Source organism: Streptomyces sp. DSM 15324 (assembly GCF_001514285.1).
GTDB lineage: Bacteria > Actinomycetota > Actinomycetes > Streptomycetales > Streptomycetaceae > Streptomyces.
Genome location: NZ_KQ949047.1, coordinates 1 through 26,085 on the forward strand (window position 1 = coordinate 1; position 26,085 = coordinate 26,085).

Below are 26,085 nucleotides of genomic sequence, written 5' to 3' on the forward strand. Positions count from 1 at the left end.
GCTCTGAACAAGTAGTTCCCCGGTGGGGGTACCCGAAGGCGCGTACCCCCGCCCTTCCTGTGAGGAAACCCTGTGGCCATCTCGGTCTTCGACCTCTTCTCGATCGGCATCGGCCCGTCCAGCTCGCACACGGTCGGCCCGATGCGCGCGGCCCGGATGTTCGCGCGGCGCCTGCACGGCGACGCGCTGCTGGATTCCGTCGCCTCGGTCCGCTGCGAGCTGTACGGCTCGCTCGGCGCCACCGGCCACGGCCACGGCACCCCCAAGGCGGTCCTGCTCGGCCTGGAGGGCGCCTCTCCCCGCACGGTGGACGTGGAGACCGCCGACGAGCGGGTGGAGCAGATCAAGGAGTCGGGCCGGCTGCGGCTCCTCGGCGAGCGGGAGATCCCGTTCTCCTTCGACGACGACCTGGTCCTGCACCGCCGCAAGGCGCTGCCCTACCACGCCAACGGCATGACCGTCCGGGCGTACGACGCCTCGGGCGCGGAGCTGCTGACGAAGACGTACTACTCGGTGGGCGGCGGTTTCGTCGTCGACGAGGAGGCGGTGGGCGCGGACCGCATCAAGCTGGACGACACGGTCCTGAAGTACCCCTTCCGCACGGGCGACGAGCTGCTGCGCCTGACGCGGGAGACGGGCCTGTCGATCTCGTCCCTGATGCTGGAGAACGAGCGGGCCTGGCGCACCGAGGAGGAGATCCGCGAGGGCCTCCTCGAAACCTGGCGGGTGATGCAGGCGTGCGTCGCCCGGGGCATGTCCCGGGAGGGCATACTGCCCGGCGGGCTGCGCGTCCGCCGCCGGGCCGCCGTGACCGCCCGTCAGCTGCGCGCCGACGGCGACCCGCTCGCCCACTCCATGGAGTGGATCACGCTCTACGCGATGGCGGTGAACGAGGAGAACGCCGCGGGCGGCCGCGTCGTCACCGCTCCGACCAACGGCGCTGCGGGCATCATCCCCGCCGTCCTGCACTACTACGTCAACTTCGTCCCCGGCGCGGACGAGGACGGCGTGGTCCGCTTCCTGCTCGCGGCCGGCGCGATCGGCATGCTCTTCAAGGAGAACGCCTCCATCTCCGGCGCCGAGGTCGGCTGCCAGGGCGAGGTCGGCTCCGCCTGCTCGATGGCGGCCGGCGCCCTCGCCGAGGTGCTCGGCGGCTCCCCCGAGCAGGTGGAGAACGCCGCCGAGATCGGCATGGAGCACAACCTCGGCCTCACCTGCGACCCCGTGGGCGGCCTGGTCCAGATCCCCTGCATCGAGCGCAACGGCATGGCCGCGGTCAAGGCGGTCACCGCCGCCCGTATGGCCATGCGCGGCGACGGCTCCCACAAGGTCTCCCTCGACAAGGTCATCAAGACCATGAAGGAGACGGGCGCCGACATGAGCGTGAAGTACAAGGAGACGGCCCGGGGCGGGCTGGCGGTGAACATCATCGAGTGCTAGGGAAAGAGGCCCTGACCGGCGCGTTCGTTTCTTTCAGCCTGGTCGGGGCCTTCCCTGCTCGCTCCGGGGTCGGATGCGGTCGGGTCAGAGGTGCCACGCTGTCGATGTCGGCGAGGCGCAGGTCTTCGATCGTGTCGGCGTCGGCGGGACGGGACAGTGCGTGCAGTACGTCCGTCCAGTACGCCGACGCGGTGGCAGGATCCGGGCGGCCAAGCCCGATACGGCGGCCTTCCGGCACTGCGTCACCGCTCTGCGCGCCGCACCCGCCTACTTCCTCTTCGTCGACGACCGCGAGGAGAACGTCCGGGCGGCCCGGGACGTCGGCATGAACGGGCACGTCTTCACCGGCCAGGACGCGCTCGCCGCGGCCGTCGACGCGTGGCTGCCCGCCGGATGAGCGACTGCCCTCGGGCCGGCGAGCTGGGAAGGGGGGCTTCCCGTCGGGCGCCCCCCTTCCTCCCGCGCTCACTTGTTCAGGTAGGTCCAGAACTCGTCGAACGACAGGACCTTGTCGCCGTTCAGGTCGCGGGTCCTGATGATGGCCTCGGCCACCGACTCGGTGACGTTCCAGTCGCCCTCCTGGGCCAGGGCGCTCTTGAACTCCGCGGCGGTGATGAACCCGTCGCCGTTCGTGTCGATGCGCTGGAACTGCGTACGTGCTTCTTCGATGTCGGCCACCGATCCGCCCCTCTTCGCCACACCTTGCGGTGTCTTGCTGTCCTACTGACGCAGGTCAGATTAACGGCCCGCGCGCGAGCGCAGTGCAGCGACCACCCGGGCGCGGTCCCCGTCGTGCGGTCCGCTGCGGCGCCGCGGCCGACGTGCCAGGGCAGGTGCGGGCCGTCGATCATGTCTGCGAGTCTGGGCCCTCCAGCGGGTGGAGTGGCGAGGAGCGGTGCGGTGGAGACGTTGCGGGACATTCTCGACGGGGCCGCGCGCGGCGTCCTCCCCCCGCAGGACGGGCGGACGACGGTCGTCCCGCAGCCGTCCCCGCGCGACGCGGGCGTGCTCGCCTTCACCGCGCACTCGGTGGTCTTCACCGACGAGGACCCGGAGTGGGTGCGGGAGACCCTGCGCGGGGTGGAGTGCGACGCGCTCTCCGCCTCGATGAACCCCCGCTTCCTCACGGCGCTGCTGGAACGCACCGGGCGCACGGCCGAGACGATCGACGCGATGCTGGTGGGGTCCCCGCTGCCGGGCGGGCCGCCGCCCGCGCCGGCGCTGACGGAGATCGAGGACCGCGACCATCCCCGGATCCGTTACGCCCTGCGCCGGCGCCACGACGTGCGGGCGTGGTCGGCGGACGGCGGGGTACTGGTGACCGGGCGCGGGATCGGCGGGCGGCTGGAGGTCTCGGTCGAGGTGGACGAGCCGCTGCGGCACCGGGGCCTCGGCCGGCTGCTGGTGACCGCCGCCCGCCATCTCGCCGACGAGCCGGTGTGGGCCCAGGTCGCCCCGGGGAACGCCCGCAGCATCCGGGCGTTCCAGGCGGCGGGGTACGTCCCGGTGGGCGCGGAACTGCTGCTGACGGCCCGCCCGGAGGCCGGACGTCTCGGTCCCTAGCGGAAGATGCCGGTGTGGCCGAGGGAGTAGCGGCCGGGCTGGGGGTAGACGGCGAGGCCGTGCGGGCCGCTGCCGACGGGGATGCGGGCGAGTTGCTTTCCGGTGCGGGTGTCGACGGCGTACACCTCGGCGTCGTAGCGGCCGGAGAGCCACAGGACCTTGCCGTCCGACGAGACGCCGCCCATGTCGGGGCTGCCGCCGTGGGGCAGCCGCCACTTGTGGGTGACCTCGCCGCGGGCGAAGTCGAAGACGGAGATGGTGCCCTCGCCCCGGTTGGAGACGTACATCTCGCGGGAGTCGCGGCTGACGTACAGACCGTGGGTGCCCTTGCCGGTGGGGAGGAAGGCGGGCCGGGCGAAGGTGTCGCCGTCGAGGATCCACAGGCCGTCGGCCTTCATGTCCGCGATGTAGAACCGCTTGCCGTCGGGCGAGACCTTGACGTCCTGGGGCATGGCGCCCTTGAAGGGCAGCCTCTGCTGGGCGATCACCTTCATCTTCTCGGTGTCGACCTTCAGCAGTTCGCCGCTGAACTCGCAGGACACGATGAAGTAGCGCCCGTCGAGGGAGAAGTCGGCGTGGTTGACGCCGTAGCAGGTGACCGGTTCGGTCCTGATCCGCTTCATGGTGTGCGGGTCGCGGAAGACGAGTTCGCGGTCGAGGGAGGCCATGACGACGGCGTACTTGCCGTTGGGCGTGAAGTAGAGGTTGTACGGGTCGTGCACGTCGACCGGCTTGCCGGTCCTGCCCGTCCGAGGGTCGATGGGCGTCAGGGTGTTGCCCCGGTCGTTGTTGACCCAGAGCGTCTTCAGGTCCCAGGAGGGCACCACGTGCTGCGGCTGCCGTCCCACCCGCAGGGTCCTGATCACCTCGTAGGTCTCGGGGTCGATGACGGAGACCGTGTCGGACTCGGTGTTGGGGACGTAGACGCGGGAGGGGAAGTCCTTGACCACCGGGGAGAGCTTGTCCGGGCGGTCGGCGGCGTAGACGTCCTTCGGGTCGAGGACGGGCGGCATGCCGGGCAGTCCGTCCACGGCCGGCTTGCGCACCGGGGCGGGAACGGCGGCCTTGGTGGTGGCGGCCCGGTCCGGCCGGTCCCCGGACCCGCCGCCGCAGGCGGCGAGGGCGGTGAGGGCGGCGGCGGTGAGCAGGGCGCGGGTGAGGAGGGGGGGTCGCATCAGCCGATCAGCTCCGTGGTGGTGACCGCGCGCAGTCCGCGGCGGGCGAGTTCGTCCAGTACGGCGGGGAGCGCGGCGAGGGTGTCCGCGTAGCCGAAGTGCAGGCTCACGACGGATCCGTCGCGGACCTCGCGCAGGACGTTGGCCGTGACGGCGGCGGCGCCGGGTGAGGTGAAGTCGAGGGAGTCGACGTCGTAGGACAGGACGTGGGGGTAGCCGGCGGCACGGGCCAGCCGCTCGACGAGCGGGGAGGCGCGGGAGGCGCGCGAGGGCCGGAACCAGGTCCCGACGGAACCGGTGAGCCGTCTGAGCCGCCGGGCGCACTCCTCGATCTCGCCGCGCGCCTCGGTCTCGGACATGGCGTTGATGGCGAGGTGGCGGTGGGTGTGGTTGCCGAGGTCGTGGCCGCCGTCGAGGATCCGGCGGGCCAGGGCCGGGTGCGCGTCGAGCCAGGTCCCGACGGCGAGGACGGTGACCCGTGCCCCGTGCCGCTCGGCCTCCCTCAGGAGGGCCTCGGCGAGGGCCGGTTCGCCCTGCCCGTGGAAGGTGAGGGCGACCCGGGGCCGGTCACGGGGGCCGTGGCTGATCTGGGCCGGCTGTCCGGGGAAGGCGCGGGGGGCCGGGGCGGGCCGGGGACCGGCGGAGGCCGGACCGGTCGCCGGGGGCGAGGGCGGGCCGGGGGACGAGCCGGAGGGGCCGGAGGCGGAGCCGGACGTGGAGCACGCACCGGCGAACGCGCCCCCGGCGACCAGTCCGGCACCCGCCCGCAGCGCGGCGCGGCGGTCGGTCGGAGTCACCCGCACCATTTAAGGGGCAAAAGGTAAGAAATGGAGTCATTCACCCGCGTGGCGACGACAGCTGGCGTCGGCGTCGGCGTCGGCCCAGGGGGCGGCCCCCCGCGTCCCGCCGCACCCGGCATGCCACGCTGGAGCCCCGCAGTGAGTGCAGTGAGTGCAGTGAGTGAACGGTGGTCTCCTTGAACTCCTCCGCACCCCGGACGGCACAGGGACCCGGGCGATCGTTCCGGCTCGGCCTCGCGCAGCGCGACCTCGCCCAGGTGCTGGGCCGGTCCCTCGTCGGCGTCGCCGTCCTGACGCTGACGGGACGTCGGCGCGGGGTGGTCCTCACCGAGGACGCCCTGGTGGTCGTCGACGGGGCACGCCGTGAGCTTCCGTGGTCCGGGATCGCGCGGCTGGAGGTCCGCCGTGTCCTCGGGGTGAGCCAGGTGGTCGCGCACCTCGCGGACGGCCGCCGGACGACCCTGCCCGCGCCGACGTCGTTCGTCGACGCGCGCTTCGAGGCGAAGGTCCGGGAATTGACGCAGTGGTGGGCCGAGCGGCGGCTCAGCCCGCCACCCGCAGCAGCAGCACCGACCGCGCCGGCACCGTGACCGCCTCCTCCGCCCGGTGGAGCACGCCCGGGGGCTCGGTCTGGTCCTCGCGGGACGTGTCGACGACCACCTCGTAGCGCTCGGCCCACGGCGGCCCCGGCAGGACGAAGGTCACCGGCCGGTCCCCGGCGTGCAGCACCGCGAGGAAGCTGTCGTCGGTGATGGGCGCGCCCCGTTCGTCGCGGCCGGGGATGTCCCGGCCCGAGAGGTACATGCCGAGGGTCGCGGCGGGGGCGTACCAGTCTCCCTCGGTCATCTCCGTGCCCCGCGCGGTGAACCAGGCCAGGTCGCGCAGCCCGTCCGAGTGCGCGCGGCCGGAGAAGAAGGCGCGGCGGCGCAGCACCGGATGCCGGTGCCGCAGCGCGATCAGCCGGGAGGTCAGGTCGAGGAGCGCGCGCCACCGGGGCTCCTCCAGCAGGCCCCAGTCCAGCCAGCCGGTCTCGTTGTCCTGGCAGTACGCGTTGTTGTTGCCGCCCTGGGTGCGGCCCAGTTCGTCGCCCGCGACCAGCATGGGGACGCCGGTCGACAGCAGCAGGGTGGTGAGCAGGTTGCGCAGCTGCCGTCGCCTGAGCGCCTGGATTCGCTCGTCGTCCGTCTCACCCTCCGCCCCGCAGTTCCAGGCCCGGTTGTCGTCCGTGCCGTCGCGGTTGCCCTCGCCGTTGGCCTCGTTGTGCTTGCGCTCGTAGGACACGAGGTCGCGCAGGGTGAAGCCGTCGTGGGCGGTGATGAAGTTGACCGAGGCGTACGGGCGGCGGCCGCCCCAGGCGTAGAGGTCGCTGGAGCCGGACAGCCGGTAGCCCATCTCGCGGACGTCCGGCAGCGCGTGCCGCCAGAAGTCGCGCACAGCGTTGCGGTAGCGGTCGTTCCATTCGGTCCACAGGGGCGGGAAGGCGCCCACCTGGTAGCCGCCCGACCCCACGTCCCACGGCTCGGCGATCAGCTTGACCCGCCGCAGCACCGGGTCCTGGGCGATGACCGCGAGGAACGGGGAGAGCATGTCGACGTCGTGCATGGAGCGGGCGAGGGCGGCGGCGAGGTCGAAGCGGAAGCCGTCCACGCCCATCTCGGTGACCCAGTAGCGCAGGGAGTCCGTGATCAGCCGGAGCACGTGCGGCTGCACCACGTGCAGGGTGTTGCCGCAGCCGGTGTAGTCGGCGTAGCGGCGGGCGTCGGACTGGAGGCGGTAGTAGCCGCGGTTGTCGATGCCCTTGAGGGAGAGGGTGGGGCCGAGTTCGCCGGCCTCGGCGGTGTGGTTGTAGACGACGTCGAGGATCACCTCGATCCCGGCGGCGTGCAGGGCGCGCACCATCCGCTTGAACTCGCCGACCTGCTGTCCCGTCGTACCGGAGGAGGCGTAGCCGGCGTGCGGGGCGAAGTAGCCGATGGAGTTGTAGCCCCAGTAGTTCCTGAGGCCGCGGCGGAGCAGGTGGTCCTCGTGGGCGAACTGGTGGACGGGGAGCAGCTCCACCGCGGTCACGCCCAGTCCCACCAGGTGCTCGATCGCCGCCGGGTGGGCGAGTCCGGCGTAGGTGCCGCGGAGTTCCTCGGGGATGCCGGGGTGGCGCCGGGTGAAGCCCTTGACGTGGAGTTCGTAGATGACGGAGTCCGCCCAGGGCGTCTTGGGGCGGCGGTCGTCGGCCCAGTCGTCGTCGTCATGGACGACCACGCCCTTCGGGACGTACGGCGCCGAGTCCCGTTCGTCGCGCACGGTGTCCGCGACCTGCTGCTGGGGCCAGTCCCTGACGTGCCCGTACACCTGCGGGGGGAGGGTGAACTCCCCGTCGACCGCGCGGGCGTAGGGGTCGAGGAGCAGTTTCGCCGGGTTCCAGCGGCCACCGGTCCACGGGTCCCAGCGGCCGTGCACCCGGAAGCCGTAGCGCTGGCCCGGCATCACGCCCGGGACGAAGCCGTGCCAGATCTCGTGCGTCAGCTCGGTCAGCGCGGCCCGGGTCTCCCGGCCGGCCTCGTCGAACAGGCACAGCTCGACGGCCTCCGCCCCGCCCGCCCACAGGGCGAAGTTGGTGCCCGCGACCCCGTCCGGGCCGACCCGGAAGCGGGCGCCGAGCGGGGTGGGCGCACCCGGGCGCACGGGCACGCCGGGCACCTTCTGGGACATCCCGTTCAGTCGGGTGTCCGGCGTGGCGCGCTGCTCCGCCACCGCCTCCTGCTCGGCTGCGCTGGACACCGTTCAGCCTCCCGCGGCTCGTGGGTACGACGTAGGGGCGGGCGTACGGCGTCCCGGCTGCCGCCGCCCCGCGCTGTCGTCCTCCCCCTGTTCTGCCCAGAGCGCGCCTCGCACTCACGTTTCCCGGGGGCGCACCCGGTCGTTGGACACACCGTGAGGCACGTACATGGGCGCGCACGGCGCGCGGGCGTCGCAGTGGCCGCCGTAGTGACCTGGGCCGGACTCCTGGCCGGGGCCGCGGGCTGCTCGGGCGACGGCGGAAGCGGGCTGGACCGGATGCTCGGCAGACCGGCGGCCCCGAAGGACGTCATCCGGGTGACCCCCGACGACCACGCGAAGGGGGTGCGACCGGAGACGGGACTGCTGGTGCGGGTGCCGGACGGGCGGCTGGAGTCGGTGAAGGTGGTGCGGTCGCAGGACGCCCAGGAGACGCGGGTGACGGGCCGGATCTCGGCCGACGGCCGCAGTTGGCGGCCGGACGACGGCCGGCTGGCGCTGGCCGCCCGCTACGCGGTCGACGTGGTGGCGCTGGACGGCGACGGCAACCGCTCGGCCCGGCACACCACCTTCACCACCTACGTCCCCAACCAGCGGTTCATCGGGTACGTCACGCCGGAGAACCGCTCCACGGTGGGCACCGGGATGATCGTCTCGCTGGACTTCAGCCGGGAGATCGAGAACCGGGCCGCCGTGCAGCGGGCGATCGAGGTGACCGCCGAGCCGGCCGTGGAGATCCGGCCGCACTGGTTCGGCGGCGGGCGGCTCGACTTCCGTCCCGAGGAGTACTGGAAGCCCGGCACCAGGGTCACGGTCGCGCTGCGGCTGCGGGACGTGGAGGGCGCGCCCGGGGTGTACGGGTTGCAGTACAAGACGTTCTCCTTCACCGTCGGCCGCAGCCAGGTCTCCCTGGTGGACGCGGAGAAGCACACGATGAAGGTGTGGCGCGAGGGCGATCTGATCGCCACCGTGCCCATCACGGCGGGGGCGCCGAGGACGACGACGTACAACGGGAAGATGGTCGTCACCGAGATGCTCGAACTGACCCGGATGAACGGCGCCACGGTCGGTTTCAAGAAGAAGGACGGCAAGGGCGAGTACGACATCCCGGACGTGCCGCACGCCATGCGGCTGACCGAGTCCGGCACCTTCCTGCACGGGAACTACTGGGCGGAGCCGGACGTCTTCGGCAGTGCCAACGTCAGCCACGGCTGCGTCGGCCTCATGGACGTCAGGGGCGGTGCCTCGGACACCCCGGCGGGCTGGTTCTTCGACCGCTCGCTGATCGGGGACGTCGTCGAAGTCGTCCACAGCAGGGACAAGGAGGTCGCTCCGGACAACGGGCTCGGCGGCTGGAACATGAGCTGGGCGGACTGGACCGCGGAGGACGCCGGGTAACCGACTGCGGACAACCTCTCCCCACCGTGCAACCATCCCCGCCCGATCATGGTCCAAGTTGCGACAGAACGGTGACATTCACCTGACACGCAGCTCAAAACCGCGCGGTTAATATGCGCAAATGATCGCGCGGGAAGCGCGGGGGTGGGGGCCTGGCCAGGCCCTGGGAGGGGAGAACGACTTGAACGTGCGACCGATATCGGGGGCGTCGATCGCGGGGTGCCCACGCGGCCGCAACAAGCGGTTGGCGCTGATCGTCGGCGGGATGCTGCTCGCCGTCACGGCGTGCGGCGGGGGCGGCGGCTCGGACTCCGGGTCCGACGCCAAGGACAAGGACGACAAGGGCAGCACGGCGGCGGCGGCCGAGAGCAAGCAGTCGGAGGCGGTCGTCTCGATCGCCCCGAAGACCGGCGCCAAGGACGTCGACACCACCGGCGCCCTGAAGGTGAACGCCAGCAAGGGCAAGCTGACCGAGGTCACCGTCAAGGACGACAAGGGCACGGCGGTCAAGGGGGCGATCTCCGCCGACGGCACCGGCTGGACGCCGGCCACGCACCTCGCCGCCTCGACCGAGTACCAGGTGCACGCGGTGGCGAAGGACGCCGAGGGCCGTACGGCCGCCGAGGACTCCTCCTTCACCACGCTCAGCCCGCAGAACACCTTCATCGGCAACTTCACGCCCGAGGACGGCTCCACCGTCGGCGTCGGCATGCCGTTCTCGGTCCGCTTCACGCGCGGCATCACCAAGCCGGCCGACGTCGAGAAGGCCATCGAGATCAAGACCGAGCCGGCCGTGGACGTCGAGGGCCACTGGTTCGGCAACGACCGCCTGGACTTCCGCCCGGAGCAGTACTGGAAGGCGGGGACCAAGGTCACCGTCAAGCTGAACCTGGACGGCGTCGAGGGCCGCAAGGGCGTCTACGGCAAGCAGTCCAAGACCGTCTCCTTCACCATCGGCCGCAGCCAGGTGTCGATCGTGGACGCCAAGAAGCACACGATGAAGGTCATGCGGGACGGCAAGCTCTACAAGACCATCCCGGTGACCACGGGCAAGCCCGGCTACGCCACCTGGAACGGGCAGATGGTCATCAGTGAGAAGTTCACCGTGACCCGGATGAACGGCGACACCGTCGGCTACGACGGCGAGTACGACATCAAGGACGTCCCGCACGCCATGCGGCTGACGAACTCCGGCACCTTCGTGCACGGCAACTACTGGGGCGGCGGCGCCTTCGGCAACTACAACGCCAGCCACGGCTGCATCGGCCTGCGCGACGTGCGCGGCGGCTACGACAGCGGTGTCCCGGCCGCGTGGTTCTTCAACCACTCGATGATCGGCGACGTGGTGACGGTGAAGAACTCCACCGACCCGGTGGTCGACCCGGCCAACGGCCTCAACGGCTGGAACCTCTCCTGGGCCGAGTGGACCAAGTAGGACCCTGACAGGACCCTTCCGGGCGCCCCCTCTCCGGCGGGCCCGGTGCTGTGACCAACGGCACCGGGCCCGCCGTCGTTAATGATGGTTAACCTGCTGCCATGACCGTTCATCTCGAAGTCGCCGAGGGCGTCGGCACGATCCGCCTCGACCGCCCGCCCATGAACGCCCTGGACGTCGCCACGCAGGACCGGCTCAAGGAGCTGGCCGAGGAGGCGACCCGCCGCGACGACGTCCGCGCCGTCGTGGTGTACGGCGGGGAGAAGGTGTTCGCGGCGGGCGCGGACATCAAGGAGATGCAGGACATGGACCACACCGCGATGGTCCTGCGCTCGCGCGCCCTCCAGGACTCCTTCACGGCGGTGGCCCGCATCCCCAAGCCGGTCGTGGCGGCCGTCACGGGTTACGCCCTGGGCGGCGGCTGCGAACTCGCCCTCTGCGCGGACTTCCGGATCGCGGCCGACAACGCCAAGCTGGGGCAGCCGGAGATCCTGCTCGGGCTGATCCCCGGCGCGGGCGGCACCCAGCGCCTGGCCCGGCTGATCGGCCCCTCCAGGGCGAAGGACCTCATCTTCACCGGCCGGATGGTGAAGGCGGACGAGGCGCTGACCCTGGGCCTGGTGGACCGGGTGGTCCCGGCGGCCGAGGTGTACCCGCAGGCGCACGCCTGGGCCGCGAAGCTGGCCCAGGGCCCGGCGCTGGCGCTGCGGGCGGCGAAGGAGTCGGTCGACACCGGTCTGGAGACGGACCTCGACACCGGTCTCGCGGTCGAGCGCACCTGGTTCGCGGGTCTGTTCGCCACCGCCGACCGGGAGATCGGCATGCGCAGCTTCGTCGAGGACGGGCCGGGCAAGGCCAAGTTCCTGTGAGGCGGGCCCTGTGAGGCAGGCCCTGTGAGACCGGTCCTGTGAGGCAGGTCTCCCCGAACGGAGTTGCAATGACGTGCAATTGACGGGATGTCTCATCCGAGATGTCCCGTACGGGTCCCTCGATGGGGCGGTTCATGGGACCCTGGGCTCGACCCTGAGCCCGCCTTGTCGAGGGAGTCCGGCGATTGCCCGCACAGGATCCGTCACCGCAGGTCAACGCGGATTCTCCGGACTCCGAACCGCCCCCGGCGCAGGCGGTGAGCCCCGCGTCCGAGGAGACCGCCGAGGGAGCGTATTCCGCCGGAACGGCCCCGCAGGGCGCCCCGGACGGCCATGATGGGGGCATGGCGGGGCTGGAGGATGTCGAACAGCCGCGGGGGCACGGGCGCGTGGCCGCGGCACGCTGGTCGCCTGCGGTGGAGGACGAACGGGCTCTGAAGGCACTGGAGTTGTTCGGCAACCCCACGGAGGGCGAGGTTCCGCTCCCCTCCCGCCCCGAGTCCGCCGCCACGGCCCGCCGTCTCACCCAGGTCGTCGTCCTGCGCCAGTGGGGACTGTCTCCCAAGATGACCGAGGACGCCGTCCTGCTCGTCTCCGAACTCGTCGGGAACGCCGTACGCCACACCGGCGCGCGTGTCTTCGGGCTGCGGCTGCGCCGGCGCCGGGGGTGGATCCGCGTCGAGGTCCGCGACCCCTCCCGGGGCCTGCCCTGCCTCATGCCGGTCCAGGAACTGGACGTCAGCGGCCGCGGCCTCTTCCTCGTCGACAAGCTCTCCGACCGCTGGGGCGTGGATCTGCTGCCCCGCGGCAAGACGACCTGGTTCGAGATGCGCGTCGCGGACCGCTGACCGCCGCCCGGCCGGGGGCGGATCTTTGAGATTCACCCGCACGGGGGTACGACGCCCTCGAACGCGCAGGTCGTAGGACCAGCGACCGACCTGGCACCGGCCAAAACCCGGTGGGCGATGTCAGTGGCGATCCGTAGGCTCGCTCGTGATGGCGACGACACGTGCAACCACCAAGGACCGGTCCGCGGTGCGGACGTTGCTGCGCTTGTGGCCGTATGTGCGGCCGGTGCGGGCGCGGCTGTTCACCGCGGCGGCCGTGGCCGTCGTCGCCTCCTGTGTGGGGCTGGTGATCCCGCTCGTCCTGAAGTGGATGGTGGACGGGCCGGTCGCCGACCGGGACCCGGCGGGCGTCGGGCTCGGGGCGCTGTACCTGCTGCTGCTCGGGCTCCTGGAGGCCGGGCTGTTCGGGCTCCGGCGCTGGCTGGTGGCGCGGCCGCTCTCGCACGTCGAGGCGGAGATGCGGGCCGGGTTGTACCGGCATCTCCAGCGGCTGCCGGTGGCCTTCCACGACCGGTGGGCCTCGGGACAGCTGCTGTCCCGGGCCACCACGGATCTCATGCTGGTGCGGATGTTCCTCGCCTTTCCGCTGACGTTCCTGCTGGTCAACGCGGTGACCATCCTGGCGGGCGTGATCATCATGCTGCTCCAGGACTGGTCCCTGGGCCTGGTGATCCTGGGGCCCGCCCTCCCCGTCGTGGTGATGTGCGTGGTCTTCGAGAGCCGCTACGCGGTCGTGGCACGGCTCGCCCAGGACCAGGTCGGCGATCTGACGACGGTCGTCGAGGAGAGCGTGCTCGGCATCCGGATCATCAAGGGGTTCGGCCGGCACCGCAGCCAGGCGCGGGCCTTCCGTTCGTTGTCGTCCACCCTGCGGGGGACGGAGCTGCGCAAGGCCCGGCTGCTGGCGACGATCTGGGCCGTCATCGTGACCCTGCCCGAGATGGCGATCGGGGCGGCGCTGGTGCTGGGCACCGTCCAGGTGGCGGACGGGGACCTGTCCGCGGGCACCCTGGTCGCCTTCCTGTCGACGGCCCTCGCCCTGCGCTGGCCCGTCGACTCCATCGGCTTCCTGCTCGCGATGAGCCAGGAGGCGTCGACGGCGACGGAACGCTACTTCGAGGTGATGGACGAACCCCCGGAGACAGAAACGGTCACGGGGGTGCGTGCGGTTGCCGGGGACCGGGCGACCACCGAGGCCACGGTCTCGGCCGCCGGGAGCGCGGACGGCTCGGGGGCGGGTGAGACGGCCGCGGGCGACCCGGCCGTGGGCAAGCCGGTCGTGATCGCCGGGGACGCCAGCCAGCTCGCAGGCGACTCCGCCGTCGCGAGGGCCCGCGACGGGAGCGCGCACGCAGCCGTCGCCGAGGCGGACGCGGTCCCGGGTGACGCAGTCGAGATCGCCGGGGACGCCACCACCCCGGCCGGCGCCGGGGACGCGAGCACGCTCGCCGCGGACGCGGTCGGCGCCGACCCGAGTGCCTCGGAAACGAACAGCAGGGGCGCCGACGCCTCCGACGCGCAAGCCTGCCACGGGGACGTCACCGACGCGGACGCAGGCGACGGGCTGCGGTTCGTCGGGGTCGTGTTCCGGTATCCCGATGCCGATCCCGGCTCGCCCCCGATCCTGGACCGGGTCGACCTGCACATCCGGCCCGGGGAGTCCATGGCCCTCGTCGGCGCGACCGGCAGCGGCAAGACCACGCTCACCGCGCTGGTCCCCCGGCTGCACGAGGTGACCGCCGGGCGGATCACGCTCGACGGCGAGGACGTCACCGCGATGAGCCGCGACGAACTGCGCGCCAAGGTCGCCGTCGCCTTCGAGGAGCCGACGCTGTTCTCGGCGAGCGTCGCGGAGAACGTGCTGATGGGGGCCGACGACCGGGCCGGCGCGGCCGAGCTGGAGCGGGCGCTCGCCATCGCCCAGGCCGAGTTCGCGCACGACCTCCCGCAGGGCACCGAGACCCAGGTGGGCGAGCAGGGACTCAGCCTCTCCGGCGGGCAGCGGCAGCGGCTGGCGCTGGCCAGAGCCGTGGTGGGCCAGCCGAGGTTCCTCGTGCTCGACGACCCGCTGTCCGCGCTGGACGTGCACACCGAGGCCGCCGTGGAGGCCGCGCTGCGCCAGGTCCTCGCCGACACCACCGCGCTCATCGTGGCCCACCGCCCGTCCACCGTGCTGCTCGCCGACCGGGTCGCCCTGCTCTCCGGGGGCCGGATCACCGCCGTCGGCACCCACCAGGAACTGCTGCGCGCCAACACCGAGTACGCCCACCTCATGTCAGGGAACGGCCGCCAGGAGGACGACCGATGAGCGCCCCCACCACCTCGTCCCCCACCACCGAGGACCGGTCGGAGGACCTGCCCGTGCGGGCCGCAGGCGACCCCTTCGACAAGGACGTCCTGCCCACCCCGCCCGGCGCCACCGGCATCCTGCTGCGCTCCCTGCTCGCCCCCATGAGGGCGCGGGTCGCGCTGACCACGCTCCTGCTGCTGCTCCAGCAGGCGGCCGTCCAGGCGGGGCCGCTGCTGGTGGCGTACGCCATCGACCGCGCGGTGCCGGCGCTGCGGGCCGGGGACCACGGCCCGCTGATCGCGGTGGCCGTCGGCTATCTGGGCTGCGCGCTGGCCGCCGGCGCGCTCCAGTACGCGTTCCTGATCGCGGCCGCCCGGGTCAACCAGGACGTGCTGCTCGATCTGCGCGGCCGTATCTTCCGGCACGCGCAGGCCCTCAGCGTGGACTTCCACGAGCGCTACACCTCGGGCCGGCTCATCTCCCGCTCCACCACGGACGTGGAGTCCCTGCGCGAGCTCCTCGACGAGGGCCTCCAGGAGCTGGTGACCGTGGTGCTGTCCTTCCTGTACATCTCGGCGATGCTGCTCTGGCTGGACCTCGGGCTCGGCGCGGTGGCCGTCGCGTCGTTCGTGCCGCTGTACCTGCTGGTCCGGATCTACCAGCGGCGCGCGGGCCGGGTGTTCACCGCCCGGTCCACCGCGATCGCGGCCGTGATCGTGAAGTTCGTGGAGACGATGAACGGCATCCGTCCGGTGCGCGCCTTCCGCCGCGAGGCCGTCAACGACGCCGACTTCCGGGTCCTCAACCGCCGCCACGAGCGGACGAACGGCGACGCGCTGCTGGAGATGGCCCGGTACGTCACGGGCTCGCGGATCGTCGCCAACACGGCCGTCGCGCTGATCGTCCTGTGGGGCGCCTACCGGGTGGCGGGCGGCACCCTGGCGCTGGGTGTGCTGGCGGCGGCGGTGCTGTATCTGCGGCGGCTGTACGACCCGATCGACCGGCTCGGCATGTTCCTCAACTCGTACCAGTCGGCGGCGGCCTCACTGGAGAAGATCGCGGGGCTGCTGGCGCAGACACCGTCGGTGCCCGAGCCCTCGGTGCCGAAGGAGCTGCCCGCCCGCCGGGGCGGACTGCCCGGCCGCGAGGTCGTGTTCGACGAGGTGTCCTTCGGTTACCGGACCGGCGGGGAGGTCCTGCCGCGCTTCGACCTCACCCTGCCCGCCGGGCAGACGGTCGCGGTCGTCGGCTCCACCGGCGCGGGCAAGTCCACCCTGGCCAAGCTGCTGGCCCGCTTCTACGACCCGTCCGGCGGGCGGGTGCTCCTCGACGGGGTCGATCTGCGCGAGCTGTCCGTGCCCGAGCTGCGGCGCGGGGTGGTCATGGTGACGCAGGAGGCGTTCCTGTTCTCCGGCACGGTCGCCGAGAACATCGCCATCGGGCGCCCGGACGCGACCCGGGAGGAGATCGAGCGGGCGGCGAAGGCGATCGGCGCGCACGAGTTCATCAGCGCGCTGCCCGACGGCTACGACACCGACGTCCGCAAGCGGGGCGGTCGTATCTCCGCGGGTCAGCGTCAACTCGTGGCGTTCGCGCGGGCGTTGCTCGCGGACCCGGCGGTGCTGATCCTGGACGAGGCGACCAGTTCGCTGGACATCCCCGGGGAGCGGGCCGTGCAGGCCGCGATGGCGACCGTACTGAAGGGCCGTACGGCGGTGGTGATCGCGCACCGGCTGTCGACGGTGGAGATCGCCGACCGGGTGCTGGTGATGGAGCACGGACGGATCGTCGAGGACGGCGCGCCCGCCGACCTCGTCGCGGGCACGGGCCGCTTCGCGGACCTGCACCGGGCCTGGCGGGACAGCCTGGCCTGATCATCCGTTTATCGAACACGAACCCCCGGACAGCGGACCATTTCCGGCCAATTATTGACGCGCTCCTGACAGACAGCGCAATCCCCTGCCACTCTTCCCACTGCTACTCCACAGCAACCCCACAGCACAAACCGTTCTGCGCACCGCCTTTGTCGTGTCCAGCAGAAGGAGTCAGTGGTGAGAAGCACGTCCTCTCGCAGACGCACCCCCCACGCAGCAGTCCGCAAGACCGCCGCCGTCGCCCTGATCGGCGTCTCCGCACTGATCGCCGCCGCCGTGCAGTCCGGCGCCGCGACCGCCGCCCCGGAGCGGGCCCCGAAGCCGACGGGCGCCGAGTCCGTCAAGCTCACCCCCGCCCAGCGGGCGGAGCTGATCCGCACGGCCGACGCCGGCAAGGCGGCGACCGCCGACGAGCTGGGCCTCGGCGCCCAGGAGGCGCTGGTCGTCCGGGACGTCGTCAAGGACGCCGACGGCACCCTGCACACCCGCTACGAGCGCACCTACGCCGGCCTGCCCGTCCTCGGCGGCGACCTGATCGTGGACACCACGAAGTCGGGCGCGACCAAGGCCGTCCGCAAGGCCACCGGCGCCACCATCAAGGTCGCCTCGCTCACGCCCACCGTCACCGCGGCCAAGGCGGAGAAGCAGGCGCTGACCCTGGCGAAGGCCGACGGCGCGGCCCGCGCGGCCACCGACCGCGCGCCGCGCAAGGTGATCTGGGCGGCGAACGGCACCCCGGTCCTGGCGTACGAGACGGTCGTGGGCGGCCTCCAGGAGGACGGCACCCCGAACGAGCTGCACGTCATCACCGACGCGGCCACCGGCAAGAAGCTCTACGAGTACCAGGGCATCGAAACCGGCACCGGCAACACGATGTACAGCGGCACGGTGACGCTCGGCACCACGCAGTCGGGGTCCACGTACAACCTGACCGACGCGGCGCGCGGCAACCACAAGACGTACAACCTCAACCGGGGCACCTCCGGCACCGGCACGCTGTTCTCCGGCCCCGACGACGTCTGGGGCAACGGCGCGGCGTCGAACGCGGAGACCGCGGGCGCCGACGCCCACTACGGCGCGGCTCTGACCTGGGACTACTACAAGAACGTGCACGGGCGCAGCGGCATCCGCGGCGACGGCGTGGGCGCCTACTCGCGGGTCCACTACGGCAACAACTACGTCAACGCCTTCTGGTCGGACAGCTGCTTCTGCATGACGTACGGCGACGGCTCGGGCAACACCCACCCGCTGACGGCGATCGACGTGGCGGGCCACGAGATGACCCACGGCGTCACCTCGAACACCGCGGGCCTGAACTACACCGGTGAGTCCGGTGGCCTCAACGAGGCGACCTCGGACATCTTCGGCACGGCGGTGGAGTTCTACGCCAACAACTCCTCGGACGTCGGTGACTACCTCATCGGCGAGAAGATCGACATCAACGGCGACGGCACCCCGCTGCGGTACATGGACAAGCCGAGCAAGGACGGCACGTCGAAGGACAGCTGGTACTCGGGCATCGGCTCGATCGACGTGCACTACTCGTCCGGCCCGGCGAACCACTTCTTCTACCTCCTCTCCGAGGGCAGCGGCACCAAGACGATCAACGGTGTCACCTACAACTCGCCCACGGCGGACGGCCTCCCGGTCACCGGCATCGGCCGGGACAAGGCGGAGAAGATCTGGTTCCGCGCGCTGACCACGAAGTTCAATTCGATGACCAACTACGCGGGCGCCCGCACCGGGACGCTGGCGGCGGCCGGTGAGCTGTACGGCACGACGAGCGCCGAGTACACGGCGGTGGCGAACGCCTGGGCGGGCGTCGCGGTCGGCTCGCGGCCCGGTGGCGGCGGGGGCGGTGGCACATCCTTCGAGAACACCACCGACGTACCGATTCCGGACAACGGCGCGGCGGTCACCTCGTCGATCACCGTCTCCGGCCGGACCGGCAACGCGCCCTCGAACCTCCAGGTCGGGGTGGACATCGTCCACACCTACATCGGTGACCTCCAGGTGCAGCTGATCGCCCCCGACGGCTCGGCGTACACGCTGAAGGCGTACGGCACCGGCGGCAGCAGCGACAACATCAACACCACGTACACCGTGAACGCCTCCTCCGAGGTCGCCAACGGTGTCTGGCAGTTGCGGGTCCAGGACAACGCGGCCGCCGACACGGGGTACATCAACAGCTGGAAGCTGACCTTCCCGTAGGTCGGCGACAGGCGGTTCACAGGTGCCGCTCCGGAGGACACACCCCTCCGGAGCGGCACCGCTTTTTTGTCAGTCGATTACCCACGACCTGTTGGCCCTTTGCCGAGGTCAACCCGGTTTACATTCCAGCAATGTTCACCCGTTAGTCGATTTTCAGCCAACATCACAAGAGGGTCCTGACATGTACGCGACCTTAGTGCGACGCTTCCTGGCAACCGCCGCACAACTTCACCCCAGCGTCGGACGGCATCCCCACGCCGTCCGGGCACCCCCACATCCAAGGAGCTTGTGTGACCTCCCTCTACGCGCGTCACCAGCGCACCACCCTGGCGATCGCCACCGCGGTCGCGGCCGGCGCCCTGGTCACCACCGGCCTGACGTCCGGTGCCGTGGCCGCCCCGACCGCCTCGGACGCCGCGGCCAAGCCGCTCGCGGCGCCGACCGCGCTCTCCGCCTCCGCGCGCACCGCGCTGATCAAGGGCAAGCAGGCCGACGCGGCCGAGACGGCCCAGGAGATAGGCCTCGGCGCCAAGGAGAAGCTGGTCGTCCGCGACGTGATCAAGGACGCCGACGGCACCGTCCACACGCGCTACGAGCGGACCTACGCGGGCCTGCCGGTGCTCGGCGGCGACCTCGTCGTCCACGAGTCGGCCTCGGGCGTGAACAAGGGCGTCACCAAGGCGACGCAGACCACCATCAAGGTCGCCTCGCTCAAGGCGGTCGTCACCGCCGCCAAGGCGGAGAAGCAGGCGCTGACCCTCGCCAAGGCCGCCGGCTCGGCCAAGACCGCCGCCGACAACGCGCCCCGCAAGGTGATCTGGGCGGGCAACGGCAGCAAGCCGGTCCTCGCCTACGAGACGGTCGTCGGCGGCCTCCAGGACGACGGCACCCCGAACGAGCTGCACGTCATCACCGACGCGGCCACCGGCAAGAAGCTCTACGAGTACCAGGGCATCGAGACCGGCACCGGCAAGAGCCTGTACTCCGGCACCGTCAGCCTGAACACCACCCTGTCGGGCTCGACGTACCAGCTGACCGACGGCACCCGCGGTGGCCACAAGACGTACAACAAGTCGCACGGCACGTCCTCCTCGGCCGGCACCCTGTTCACCGACGCCGACGACACGTGGGGCACCGGCGTGGCCTCCAGCTCCACCACGGACCAGACGGCCGCCGTCGACGCCGCCTACGGCGCCCAGGTCACCTGGGACTTCTACAAGAACACCTTCGGCCGCAGCGGCATCAAGAACAACGGCGTCGCCGCCTACTCCCGCGTCCACTACGGCAACGCGTACGTCAACGCGTTCTGGGACGACGACTGCTTCTGCATGACGTACGGCGACGGCGACGGCAACACCCACCCGCTGACCTCGCTGGACGTGGCCGGCCACGAGATGAGCCACGGCGTCACCGCCAACACCGCGGGCCTGAACTACTCCGGCGAGTCCGGCGGCCTCAACGAGGCGACCTCGGACATCTTCGGCACGGGCGTGGAGTTCTACGCGAACAACTCCAAGGACCCCGGTGACTACCTCATCGGCGAGAAGATCGACATCAACGGCGACGGCACCCCGCTGCGCTACATGGACAAGCCCAGCAAGGACGGCGGCTCGGCGGACTCCTGGTCCTCCTCCGTCGGCAACAAGGACGTGCACTACTCGTCCGGTGTCGCGAACCACTTCTTCTACCTGCTGTCCGAGGGCAGCGGCTCGAAGACCATCAACGGCGTGTCCTACAACTCGCCGACGTCCAACGGCTCCACGGTCACCGGCATCGGCCGCGACAAGGCGCTGCAGATCTGGTACAAGGCGCTGACCACGTACATGACCTCGACGACGAACTACAAGGGCGCCCGCACGGCGACCCTGAGCGCGGCGTCGGCGCTGTACGGCTCGAGCAGCACCGAGTACAAGACGGTCGCCGCGGCCTGGTCGGCGGTCAACGTCAGCTAGCGCACGAGGCTCTGACGCGGGGCGGTACCCGGGACGAAGGCGTCCCCGGGTACCGCCCTACCCTTGTCTCCCATGCCGCCCAAGGACTTCACCTACGACGACGTCGGCGCGACCCGCGACCGCCCCGGCTTCTGCCCGCCCGGCTTCCACGCCCTGCACGTGCGCACCCGCGTCGGCGAGGGCCACGACCTCTTCCGGCGCGCGGCGGAGGCCGTCATGACGTGGGAGATGCACCGCGCGATGGGCGTCGGCGTCACCACCTCGGCGGACCGCGCGGCGCCCGACGTGGACGTCACGATCACCCTGGCCGGCCTGATCAAGGCCCCCTGCCGGGTCATATGGACAGCCGACGAACACCGCCGCGCGGGCTGGGCCTACGGCACCCTCTCCGGCCACCCCGAGTGCGGCGAGGAGTCCTTCCTGGTCGACCGCACCGGCGACGGCACGGTCTGGCTGACGGTCTCGGCCTTCAGCCGAGCGGCCAAGTGGTACGCCCGCGCGGCGGGCCCGGCGACCCGCGGACTGCAACAGGCGTACGCACGGCGGTGCGGGGTGGTGCTGCGGGGGTTGTGCGCGCAGGGGCAGCCGTAGCGCGGACGGTCGGGCGCGCCATACCGCCCCGCAGCGCTCCCGCGGGGTGCCGCTACCGCATCAACACCCCCGCCCCCTCCGCCCCCTCCTCCGAAGGCACCGCCACCACCCCCAGCTCCGCGCCCGAGGCGAGGAGGCGGTGGGACGGGAGGATGCGGACCGTGTAGCCGTAGGGGCCGGTGCGGTCCAGGGACAGGGGGCCCTCGTAGAGCCAGCGGCCCTCCAGGTCGGGGCCGGAAGCCGCCTTCAGGGGGACGGTGGAGGCGTCCGTGATGCGGTCCTCCTCGTCGACCCGGCCGGAGACCGCCTGGACCTCGACGTCCTCGGGGGCGAGTTCGCCGAGGCCCACCCGGACGCGCAGGGCGAGCGTGGTGCCGAGTTCCGCGGTGGTGGTGGCGACCGAGGTCTCCACGTGGTCGACCGTCACCGCGTGCCAGGCCGAGCGCACCCGTGCCTTCCAGTCGGCGAGTTCGCGGGCGGTGTCCGGGGTCATCGCGCGGTGCGCCTGGGCGGCGGGGGTGTAGAGCCGGTCGACGTACTCGCGGACCATCCGGCCGGCCAGGACCTTCGGTCCGAGCAGGGTGAGGGTCTGGCGGACCATCTCGATCCAGCGGTCGGGCAGACCGGCACGGCCCCGCTCGTAGAAGCGCGGCGTGATGCGCTGTTCGAGGAGGTCGTACAGGGCCGCCGCCTCGATGTCGTCACGGTGGTCGGGGTCGGTGCCGGCGCCGTCCGCGGTGGGGATCGCCCAGCCGAAGTCGGGCTGGAACCACTCGTCCCACCAGCCGTCCAGGACGGAGAGGTTGAGGCAGCCGTTGAGCGCGGCCTTCATACCGGAGGTGCCGCAGGCCTCCAGCGGGCGCAGCGGGTTGTTGAGCCAGATGTCGCAGCCGGGGTACAGCTTCTGCGCCATCGCCATGCCGTAGTCGGGGAGGAAGACGATGCGGTGGCGGACCCGGGGGTCGTCCGAGAACCGGACCAGCTCCTGGACCAGGCGCTTGCCGCCGTCGTCCGCCGGGTGCGCCTTGCCCGCGACCACGATCTGGATCGGATGGGTCGGGTGGAGGAGGAGCTCCCTCAGCCGGTCGCGGTCGCGCAGCATCAACGTCAGTCGCTTGTACGACGGGACGCGGCGCGCGAACCCGATGGTGAGGACGTCGGGGTCCAGGACCCCGTCGATCCAGCCCAGCTCGGCGGTGCCCGCCCCGCGCTGCCGCCAGGAGGCCCGCAGCCGTTTGCGTACCTCCACCACCAACTGCTCGCGCAGGACGCGCCGCAGGTCCCAGATGCTCTGGTCGGAGATGCCCGAGACGACGTCCCAGCGGTCGCCGTCACCGACGGCCAGCGCGTCCTCGGCGCGCTGGGCGCCCACTTGCCGGGCGCCGAGCCGCAGCACCTCGGGGGCCACCCAGGTCGGGGCGTGTACCCCGTTGGTGACGGAGGTGATCGGCACCTCGTCGGGATCGAAACCGGGCCACAGGCCGGCGAACATCCCCCGGCTGACCTGGCCGTGCAGCAGGGACACCCCGTTGGCCCGCTGGGCGAGCCGGAGGCCCATCACGGCCATGTTGAAGAGGTCGGGTTCGCCACCGGGGTAGGTCTCCCTGCCCAGCCGCAGGATGCGGTCGACGTCCATGCGCGGGAGTTCGGCGTCGGGGCCGAAGTGACGGGCGACCAGCTCGCGGTCGAAGCGGTCGATGCCGGCCGGGACGGGGGTGTGGGTGGTGAAGACGGTGCCCGCCCGGACCGCCTCCAGTCCCGAGTCGAAGTCGAGCCCTTCGTCGCCGAGTTCGGCGATCCGCTCCAGGCCGAGGAAGCCCGCGTGCCCCTCGTTGGTGTGGAAGACCTCGGGCGGGGCGTGCCCGGTGAGCCGGCAGTACGTCCGTACCGCCCGGACACCTCCTATGCCGAGCAGCATCTCCTGGAGCAGCCGGTGCTCGCTGCCGCCGCCGTAGAGCCGGTCGGTCACGCCGCGTTCGCCGAGGTCGTTCTCCTCGACGTCGGAGTCGAGCATCAGCAGCGGCACCCTGCCCACCCGGGCCAGCCAGATCCGGGCGTGCAGCTGCCGGCCGGCGGGCAGGGCGAGGGAGACCCGGGCGGGGGTGCCGTCCGCCTCCCGCAGCAGGCTCAGCGGCAGTTCGTTGGGATCGAGGACGGGGTAGTGCTCCTGCTGCCAGCCGTCGCGGGAGAGGGTCTGGCGGAAGTAGCCGTGCCGGTAGAGCAGTCCCACGCCGATCAGCGGGACGCCGAGATCGCTGGCCGCCTTCAGATGGTCGCCGGCGAGGATGCCGAGGCCGCCGGAGTACTGGGGCAGGGCGGCCGTGACACCGAATTCCGGCGAGAAGTAGGCGACGGCCGCGGGGAGTTCGGCGGCGGTGGGCCGGCTCTGGTACCAGCGGTCGCCGGTCAGATAGTCGTGCAGCTCGTCGACCGCGGCGGTCAGCCGGCGCAGGAACCGGCGGTCCTCGGCCAGTTCGGCGAGGCGCTCCGGGCGTACTCCGCCGAGCAGCCGTACCGGGTCCCCCTCCGAGACGGCCCAGCGTTCGGGATCGACGGACTGGAAGAGTTCACGGGTGTCCGCGTGCCATGACCAGCGCAGATTGCGGGCCAGGTCACTGAGCGGCCGGAGGGGTTCGGGGAGAAGGGGTCGGACGGTGAATCGACGGATCGCCTTCACATTCCACCTCGGCGTGGCGCGTTCGCTGGATGGACGTACGGCTGTGTACGCCCGGTCATCCAGCACGGTACCGGTGTTGTCCTCCCCCCTGCCGGAAGCCAGGCGCGCCGGATCTCGCAAACGACGATATGGCCGATTCACCCCCCAAGGCCACCTTGTGACCCTCCGGCCCGCACGAGAGGCTGCCCAGTGGCGCGCCCGGTCGCCGTACCCGGGCCGGGGTGCGCCGAGTCGAGGAGGGGACGCGAACCATGGCACGGACGCACATCCGGCGTCTGCGCCGGGCGGGGAGCCTGACCGCGGTCGTCACGACCATGGTCCTGTCGGCCGCGAGTCCGCCCGCGCAGGCCGTACCGGAGGGGAGAGTCGTCGGCGCCGGCCGGCCCGGTTCCGTCGGCGGGAGCTATCTCGTGACGCTGAAGGGCGACACCCGGGCGTCCCCGGACACCGGCCGGCGCCTCACCACCGCCTACGGGGTGAGAATCAGCCACACCTACGGCACGGTCCTCAACGGCTTCGCCGTGCACGCCGACGCGGGACAGGCCCGGCGGCTGGCGGCCGACCCCTCGATCGCCTCCGTCGTCCAGGACACGGCGGTGACGGTGGACGCCGTGCGCAGCCCGCCCTCCTGGGGGCTGGACCGGGTCGACCAGCCGGGTCTGCCGCTGGACGGGGACTACCGGGCGCCCGGTTCCGGGGGCGCCGGGGTGACGGTGTACGTCATCGACACCGGGATCCGGATCAGCCACCGGGACTTCGGCGGACGGGCGAGCTACGGCTGGGACTTCGTCGGCGGCGACCGGGACGCCCCCGACGGCAACGGCCACGGCACCGAGGTCGCCGGCATCGTCGCGGGCCGGACCTTCGGGGTCGCCGCGAAGGCGAAGGTCGTCGCGGTGCGCGTGCTGGACGACACGGGCGCCGGCACCACCGCCCGGGTCATCGCCGGCATCGACTGGGTCACCCGCCACGCCCACCGGCCGGCCGTCGCCAACCTCAGCCTGGGCGGCTCGTACAACGCCCAGCTCGACGCGGCCGTCCGCGCCTCGATCCGATCGGGCGTCACCTGTGTGGTCGCGGCGGGCAACGCGGGCCGGCCCGCCGCCCTGGGGTCCCCGGCCGACGTCCGGGAGGCCGTCACCGTCGGCGCCACCGACCGCGGGGACGCCCGGGCCGCGTTCTCCGACTACGGCTCGGCCCTCGACCTGTTCGCCCCGGGGGTGGCCGTCACCTCCGCCTCGTCCGCGAGCGACACCGGCCGCGTCGCCCGGTCGGGTACGTCGATGGCGGCGCCGCACGCGGCGGGGGCGGCCGCGCTGTATCTCGCGGGTCACCCGAAAGCCACACCGGCACAGGTGGCCCGGGCGCTGGTCACGGGCGCCGTGAACGGGAGGATCTCCGGCCGGGGAGCCGGTTCGCCGGACAGACTCCTGCAGGTGGCCCGCCTCGGGTGACGGACCGCCACAACCGGTTCCCCCGGGCCCGCCGGGGCCGCGAACGGGGCCGGTCTTGTGCGTAGACATACGCGCGAGTAGTTAACACAGTGCCGGAATGCGCACCCGATCAGGGTGGGAAGGCTCCCCGGTACCCGGACCCCATATCCCTCCGCCCACCCTCGTTGCTGCGGACAGGAGCGGTCATGCCCGCCACGCACCACTCGTCATCACCCCCGACACCCCGTACACCCCGCACCGAGGCCACCCATGCCTCGGCACCCGCGCCGCCCGGGCCCACCGCCGTCGGGCGCATCCCGGTCCTCGACGTCCGCCCGATGGTCCAGCAGGGGCGCCGGCCCGCGAAGGCCGTGACCGGTGAGACCTTCGAGATCTCGGCGACCGTGTTCCGCGAGGGCCATGACGCCGTCGCCGCCAATGTCGTCCTGAGGGACCCCGAGGGCCGGCCCGGGCCCTGGACCCCGATGCGTGAACTGGCCCCGGGCACGGACCGCTGGGGCGCCGACGTCACCCCGGACGCGCCGGGGCACTGGACGTACCAGGTGGAGGCCTGGGGCGATCCGGTGACCACCTGGCGGCACCACGCGCGGATCAAGATCCCCGCGGGTATGGACACCGAGCTGGTCCTGGAGGAGGGCGCCCGACTGTACGAGCGCGCGGTGGCCGGGGTGGCCAAGGGGGGTGGGAAACGCGCCGTTCTGCGCGCCGCCGTCGCGGCGCTGCGCGACGAGAGCCG

The 26,085-nt window shown here is 71.9% G+C and carries 20 protein-coding genes; 15 read left to right on the top strand and 5 right to left on the bottom strand.

Going from position 1 to position 26,085, the window contains the following annotated elements:
- Nucleotides 1-72 precede the first annotated feature (72 nt).
- Nucleotides 73-1,440, top strand: a complete 1,368-nt coding sequence (locus AQJ58_RS39605) for an L-serine ammonia-lyase (RefSeq protein ID WP_067259428.1) — start codon at nucleotides 73-75, stop codon at nucleotides 1,438-1,440.
- 160 nt (nucleotides 1,441-1,600) lie between these two features.
- Nucleotides 1,601-1,837 carry an HAD-IA family hydrolase gene (locus AQJ58_RS45270; RefSeq protein ID WP_067259429.1) on the top strand — a complete coding sequence of 79 codons (237 nt, stop codon included), beginning with the start codon at nucleotides 1,601-1,603 and terminating at the stop codon, nucleotides 1,835-1,837.
- Nucleotides 1,838-1,905: 68 nt separating this feature from the next.
- On the opposite strand, the gene AQJ58_RS39615 is transcribed toward AQJ58_RS45270, so the two are convergent.
- Complete coding sequence (locus tag AQJ58_RS39615) at nucleotides 1,906-2,118, bottom strand: EF-hand domain-containing protein (protein WP_067259458.1); 213 nt, start codon at nucleotides 2,116-2,118, stop codon at nucleotides 1,906-1,908.
- 222 nt (nucleotides 2,119-2,340) lie between these two features.
- Between AQJ58_RS39615 and AQJ58_RS39620 the strand changes: the two genes are divergently transcribed.
- Entirely contained in the window at nucleotides 2,341-3,003 is a 663-nt protein-coding gene (locus tag AQJ58_RS39620) for a GNAT family N-acetyltransferase (RefSeq protein WP_067259431.1), read from the top strand.
- Here the strand turns inward: AQJ58_RS39620 and AQJ58_RS39625 are convergent.
- Together AQJ58_RS39625 and AQJ58_RS39630 are read right to left on the bottom strand one after the other, a co-directional pair.
- Nucleotides 3,000-4,178: a YncE family protein gene (locus AQJ58_RS39625; RefSeq protein ID WP_067259433.1), complete on the bottom strand. Its 1,179-nt coding sequence runs from the start codon at nucleotides 4,176-4,178 to the stop codon at nucleotides 3,000-3,002. The two genes, AQJ58_RS39620 and AQJ58_RS39625, sit on opposite strands and share 4 nt — an antisense overlap.
- On the bottom strand, nucleotides 4,178-4,984 hold the full coding sequence (locus AQJ58_RS39630; protein ID WP_067259434.1) for a polysaccharide deacetylase family protein: 807 nt from the start codon (nucleotides 4,982-4,984) through the stop codon (nucleotides 4,178-4,180). Before AQJ58_RS39630 ends, AQJ58_RS39625 begins: the two co-directional genes overlap by 1 nt.
- 170 nt (nucleotides 4,985-5,154) lie before the next feature.
- On the opposite strand from AQJ58_RS39630, the gene AQJ58_RS39635 reads away from it, so the two are divergent.
- Nucleotides 5,155-5,568, top strand: a complete 414-nt coding sequence (locus tag AQJ58_RS39635) for a hypothetical protein (protein WP_159056411.1) — start codon at nucleotides 5,155-5,157, stop codon at nucleotides 5,566-5,568.
- On the opposite strand, the gene glgX is transcribed toward AQJ58_RS39635, so the two are convergent.
- A complete protein-coding gene (gene glgX, locus AQJ58_RS39640; RefSeq protein WP_067259438.1) occupies nucleotides 5,522-7,753 on the bottom strand; it encodes a glycogen debranching protein GlgX in 2,232 nt (743 codons plus the stop codon). The genes AQJ58_RS39635 and glgX overlap by 47 nt on opposite strands.
- A gap of 153 nt (nucleotides 7,754-7,906) precedes the next feature.
- On the opposite strand from glgX, the gene AQJ58_RS39645 reads away from it, so the two are divergent.
- The 9 genes from AQJ58_RS39645 to AQJ58_RS39685 all read left to right on the top strand — a co-directional run bounded on the left by AQJ58_RS39645 (nucleotide 7,907) and on the right by AQJ58_RS39685 (nucleotide 21,218).
- On the top strand, nucleotides 7,907-9,148 hold the full coding sequence (locus tag AQJ58_RS39645; protein WP_067259440.1) for a L,D-transpeptidase: 1,242 nt from the start codon (nucleotides 7,907-7,909) through the stop codon (nucleotides 9,146-9,148).
- A gap of 181 nt (nucleotides 9,149-9,329) precedes the next feature.
- Nucleotides 9,330-10,583 (top strand): L,D-transpeptidase, encoded by a 1,254-nt coding sequence (locus tag AQJ58_RS39650; protein WP_067259442.1) that lies wholly within the window; start codon nucleotides 9,330-9,332, stop codon nucleotides 10,581-10,583.
- Nucleotides 10,584-10,684: 101 nt separating this feature from the next.
- Nucleotides 10,685-11,452 (top strand): enoyl-CoA hydratase/isomerase family protein, encoded by a 768-nt coding sequence (locus tag AQJ58_RS39655; RefSeq protein ID WP_067259444.1) that lies wholly within the window; start codon nucleotides 10,685-10,687, stop codon nucleotides 11,450-11,452.
- A gap of 344 nt (nucleotides 11,453-11,796) precedes the next feature.
- Nucleotides 11,797-12,300: an ATP-binding protein gene (locus AQJ58_RS39660; protein WP_055632399.1), complete on the top strand. Its 504-nt coding sequence runs from the start codon at nucleotides 11,797-11,799 to the stop codon at nucleotides 12,298-12,300.
- A gap of 148 nt (nucleotides 12,301-12,448) precedes the next feature.
- Nucleotides 12,449-14,608: an ABC transporter ATP-binding protein gene (locus tag AQJ58_RS39665; protein ID WP_067259445.1), complete on the top strand. Its 2,160-nt coding sequence runs from the start codon at nucleotides 12,449-12,451 to the stop codon at nucleotides 14,606-14,608.
- Nucleotides 14,605-16,464: an ABC transporter ATP-binding protein gene (locus AQJ58_RS39670; protein ID WP_067259447.1), complete on the top strand. Its 1,860-nt coding sequence runs from the start codon at nucleotides 14,605-14,607 to the stop codon at nucleotides 16,462-16,464. The genes AQJ58_RS39665 and AQJ58_RS39670 overlap by 4 nt, the downstream gene beginning before the upstream one ends.
- Before the next feature lie 177 nt (nucleotides 16,465-16,641).
- Complete coding sequence (locus AQJ58_RS39675) at nucleotides 16,642-18,675, top strand: M4 family metallopeptidase (RefSeq protein ID WP_067259448.1); 2,034 nt, start codon at nucleotides 16,642-16,644, stop codon at nucleotides 18,673-18,675.
- Nucleotides 18,676-18,965: 290 nt separating this feature from the next.
- The gene (locus tag AQJ58_RS39680) at nucleotides 18,966-20,627 is read left to right on the top strand and encodes a M4 family metallopeptidase (protein WP_067259450.1); all 1,662 of its coding nucleotides are present in this window, start codon (nucleotides 18,966-18,968) and stop codon (nucleotides 20,625-20,627) included.
- Nucleotides 20,628-20,699: 72 nt separating this feature from the next.
- Nucleotides 20,700-21,218, top strand: coding sequence for a DUF1990 domain-containing protein (locus AQJ58_RS39685; RefSeq protein WP_067259452.1), 519 nt, complete (start codon nucleotides 20,700-20,702; stop codon nucleotides 21,216-21,218).
- Nucleotides 21,219-21,270: 52 nt separating this feature from the next.
- Here the strand turns inward: AQJ58_RS39685 and AQJ58_RS39690 are convergent, their stop codons facing one another.
- Complete coding sequence (locus tag AQJ58_RS39690; protein WP_067259454.1) at nucleotides 21,271-23,895, bottom strand: glycosyltransferase family 1 protein; 2,625 nt, start codon at nucleotides 23,893-23,895, stop codon at nucleotides 21,271-21,273.
- Nucleotides 23,896-24,146: 251 nt separating this feature from the next.
- Between AQJ58_RS39690 and AQJ58_RS39695 the strand changes: the two genes are divergently transcribed.
- On the top strand, nucleotides 24,147-25,349 hold the full coding sequence (locus tag AQJ58_RS39695; RefSeq protein WP_067259456.1) for a S8 family peptidase: 1,203 nt from the start codon (nucleotides 24,147-24,149) through the stop codon (nucleotides 25,347-25,349).
- A gap of 185 nt (nucleotides 25,350-25,534) precedes the next feature.
- Nucleotides 25,535-26,085, top strand: a 551-nt coding sequence (locus tag AQJ58_RS39700; protein ID WP_159056412.1) for a maltotransferase domain-containing protein, incomplete at its 3' end; no start/stop codon positions are given.

Bases quoted from the DNA above. Each gene is read 5' to 3' on its own strand.
- AQJ58_RS39625 (WP_067259433.1), bottom strand. From the start codon at position 4,178: ATGCGACCCCCCCTCCTCACCCGCGCCCTGCTCACCGCCGCCGCCCTC.
- AQJ58_RS39630 (WP_067259434.1), bottom strand. From the start codon at position 4,984: ATGGTGCGGGTGACTCCGACCGACCGCCGCGCCGCGCTGCGGGCGGGT.
- AQJ58_RS39655 (WP_067259444.1), top strand. From the start codon at position 10,685: ATGACCGTTCATCTCGAAGTCGCCGAGGGCGTCGGCACGATCCGCCTC.
- AQJ58_RS39660 (WP_055632399.1), top strand. From the start codon at position 11,797: ATGGCGGGGCTGGAGGATGTCGAACAGCCGCGGGGGCACGGGCGCGTG.
- AQJ58_RS39665 (WP_067259445.1), top strand. From the start codon at position 12,449: ATGGCGACGACACGTGCAACCACCAAGGACCGGTCCGCGGTGCGGACG.
- AQJ58_RS39670 (WP_067259447.1), top strand. From the start codon at position 14,605: ATGAGCGCCCCCACCACCTCGTCCCCCACCACCGAGGACCGGTCGGAG.
- AQJ58_RS39685 (WP_067259452.1), top strand. From the start codon at position 20,700: ATGCCGCCCAAGGACTTCACCTACGACGACGTCGGCGCGACCCGCGAC.
- AQJ58_RS39695 (WP_067259456.1), top strand. From the start codon at position 24,147: ATGGCACGGACGCACATCCGGCGTCTGCGCCGGGCGGGGAGCCTGACC.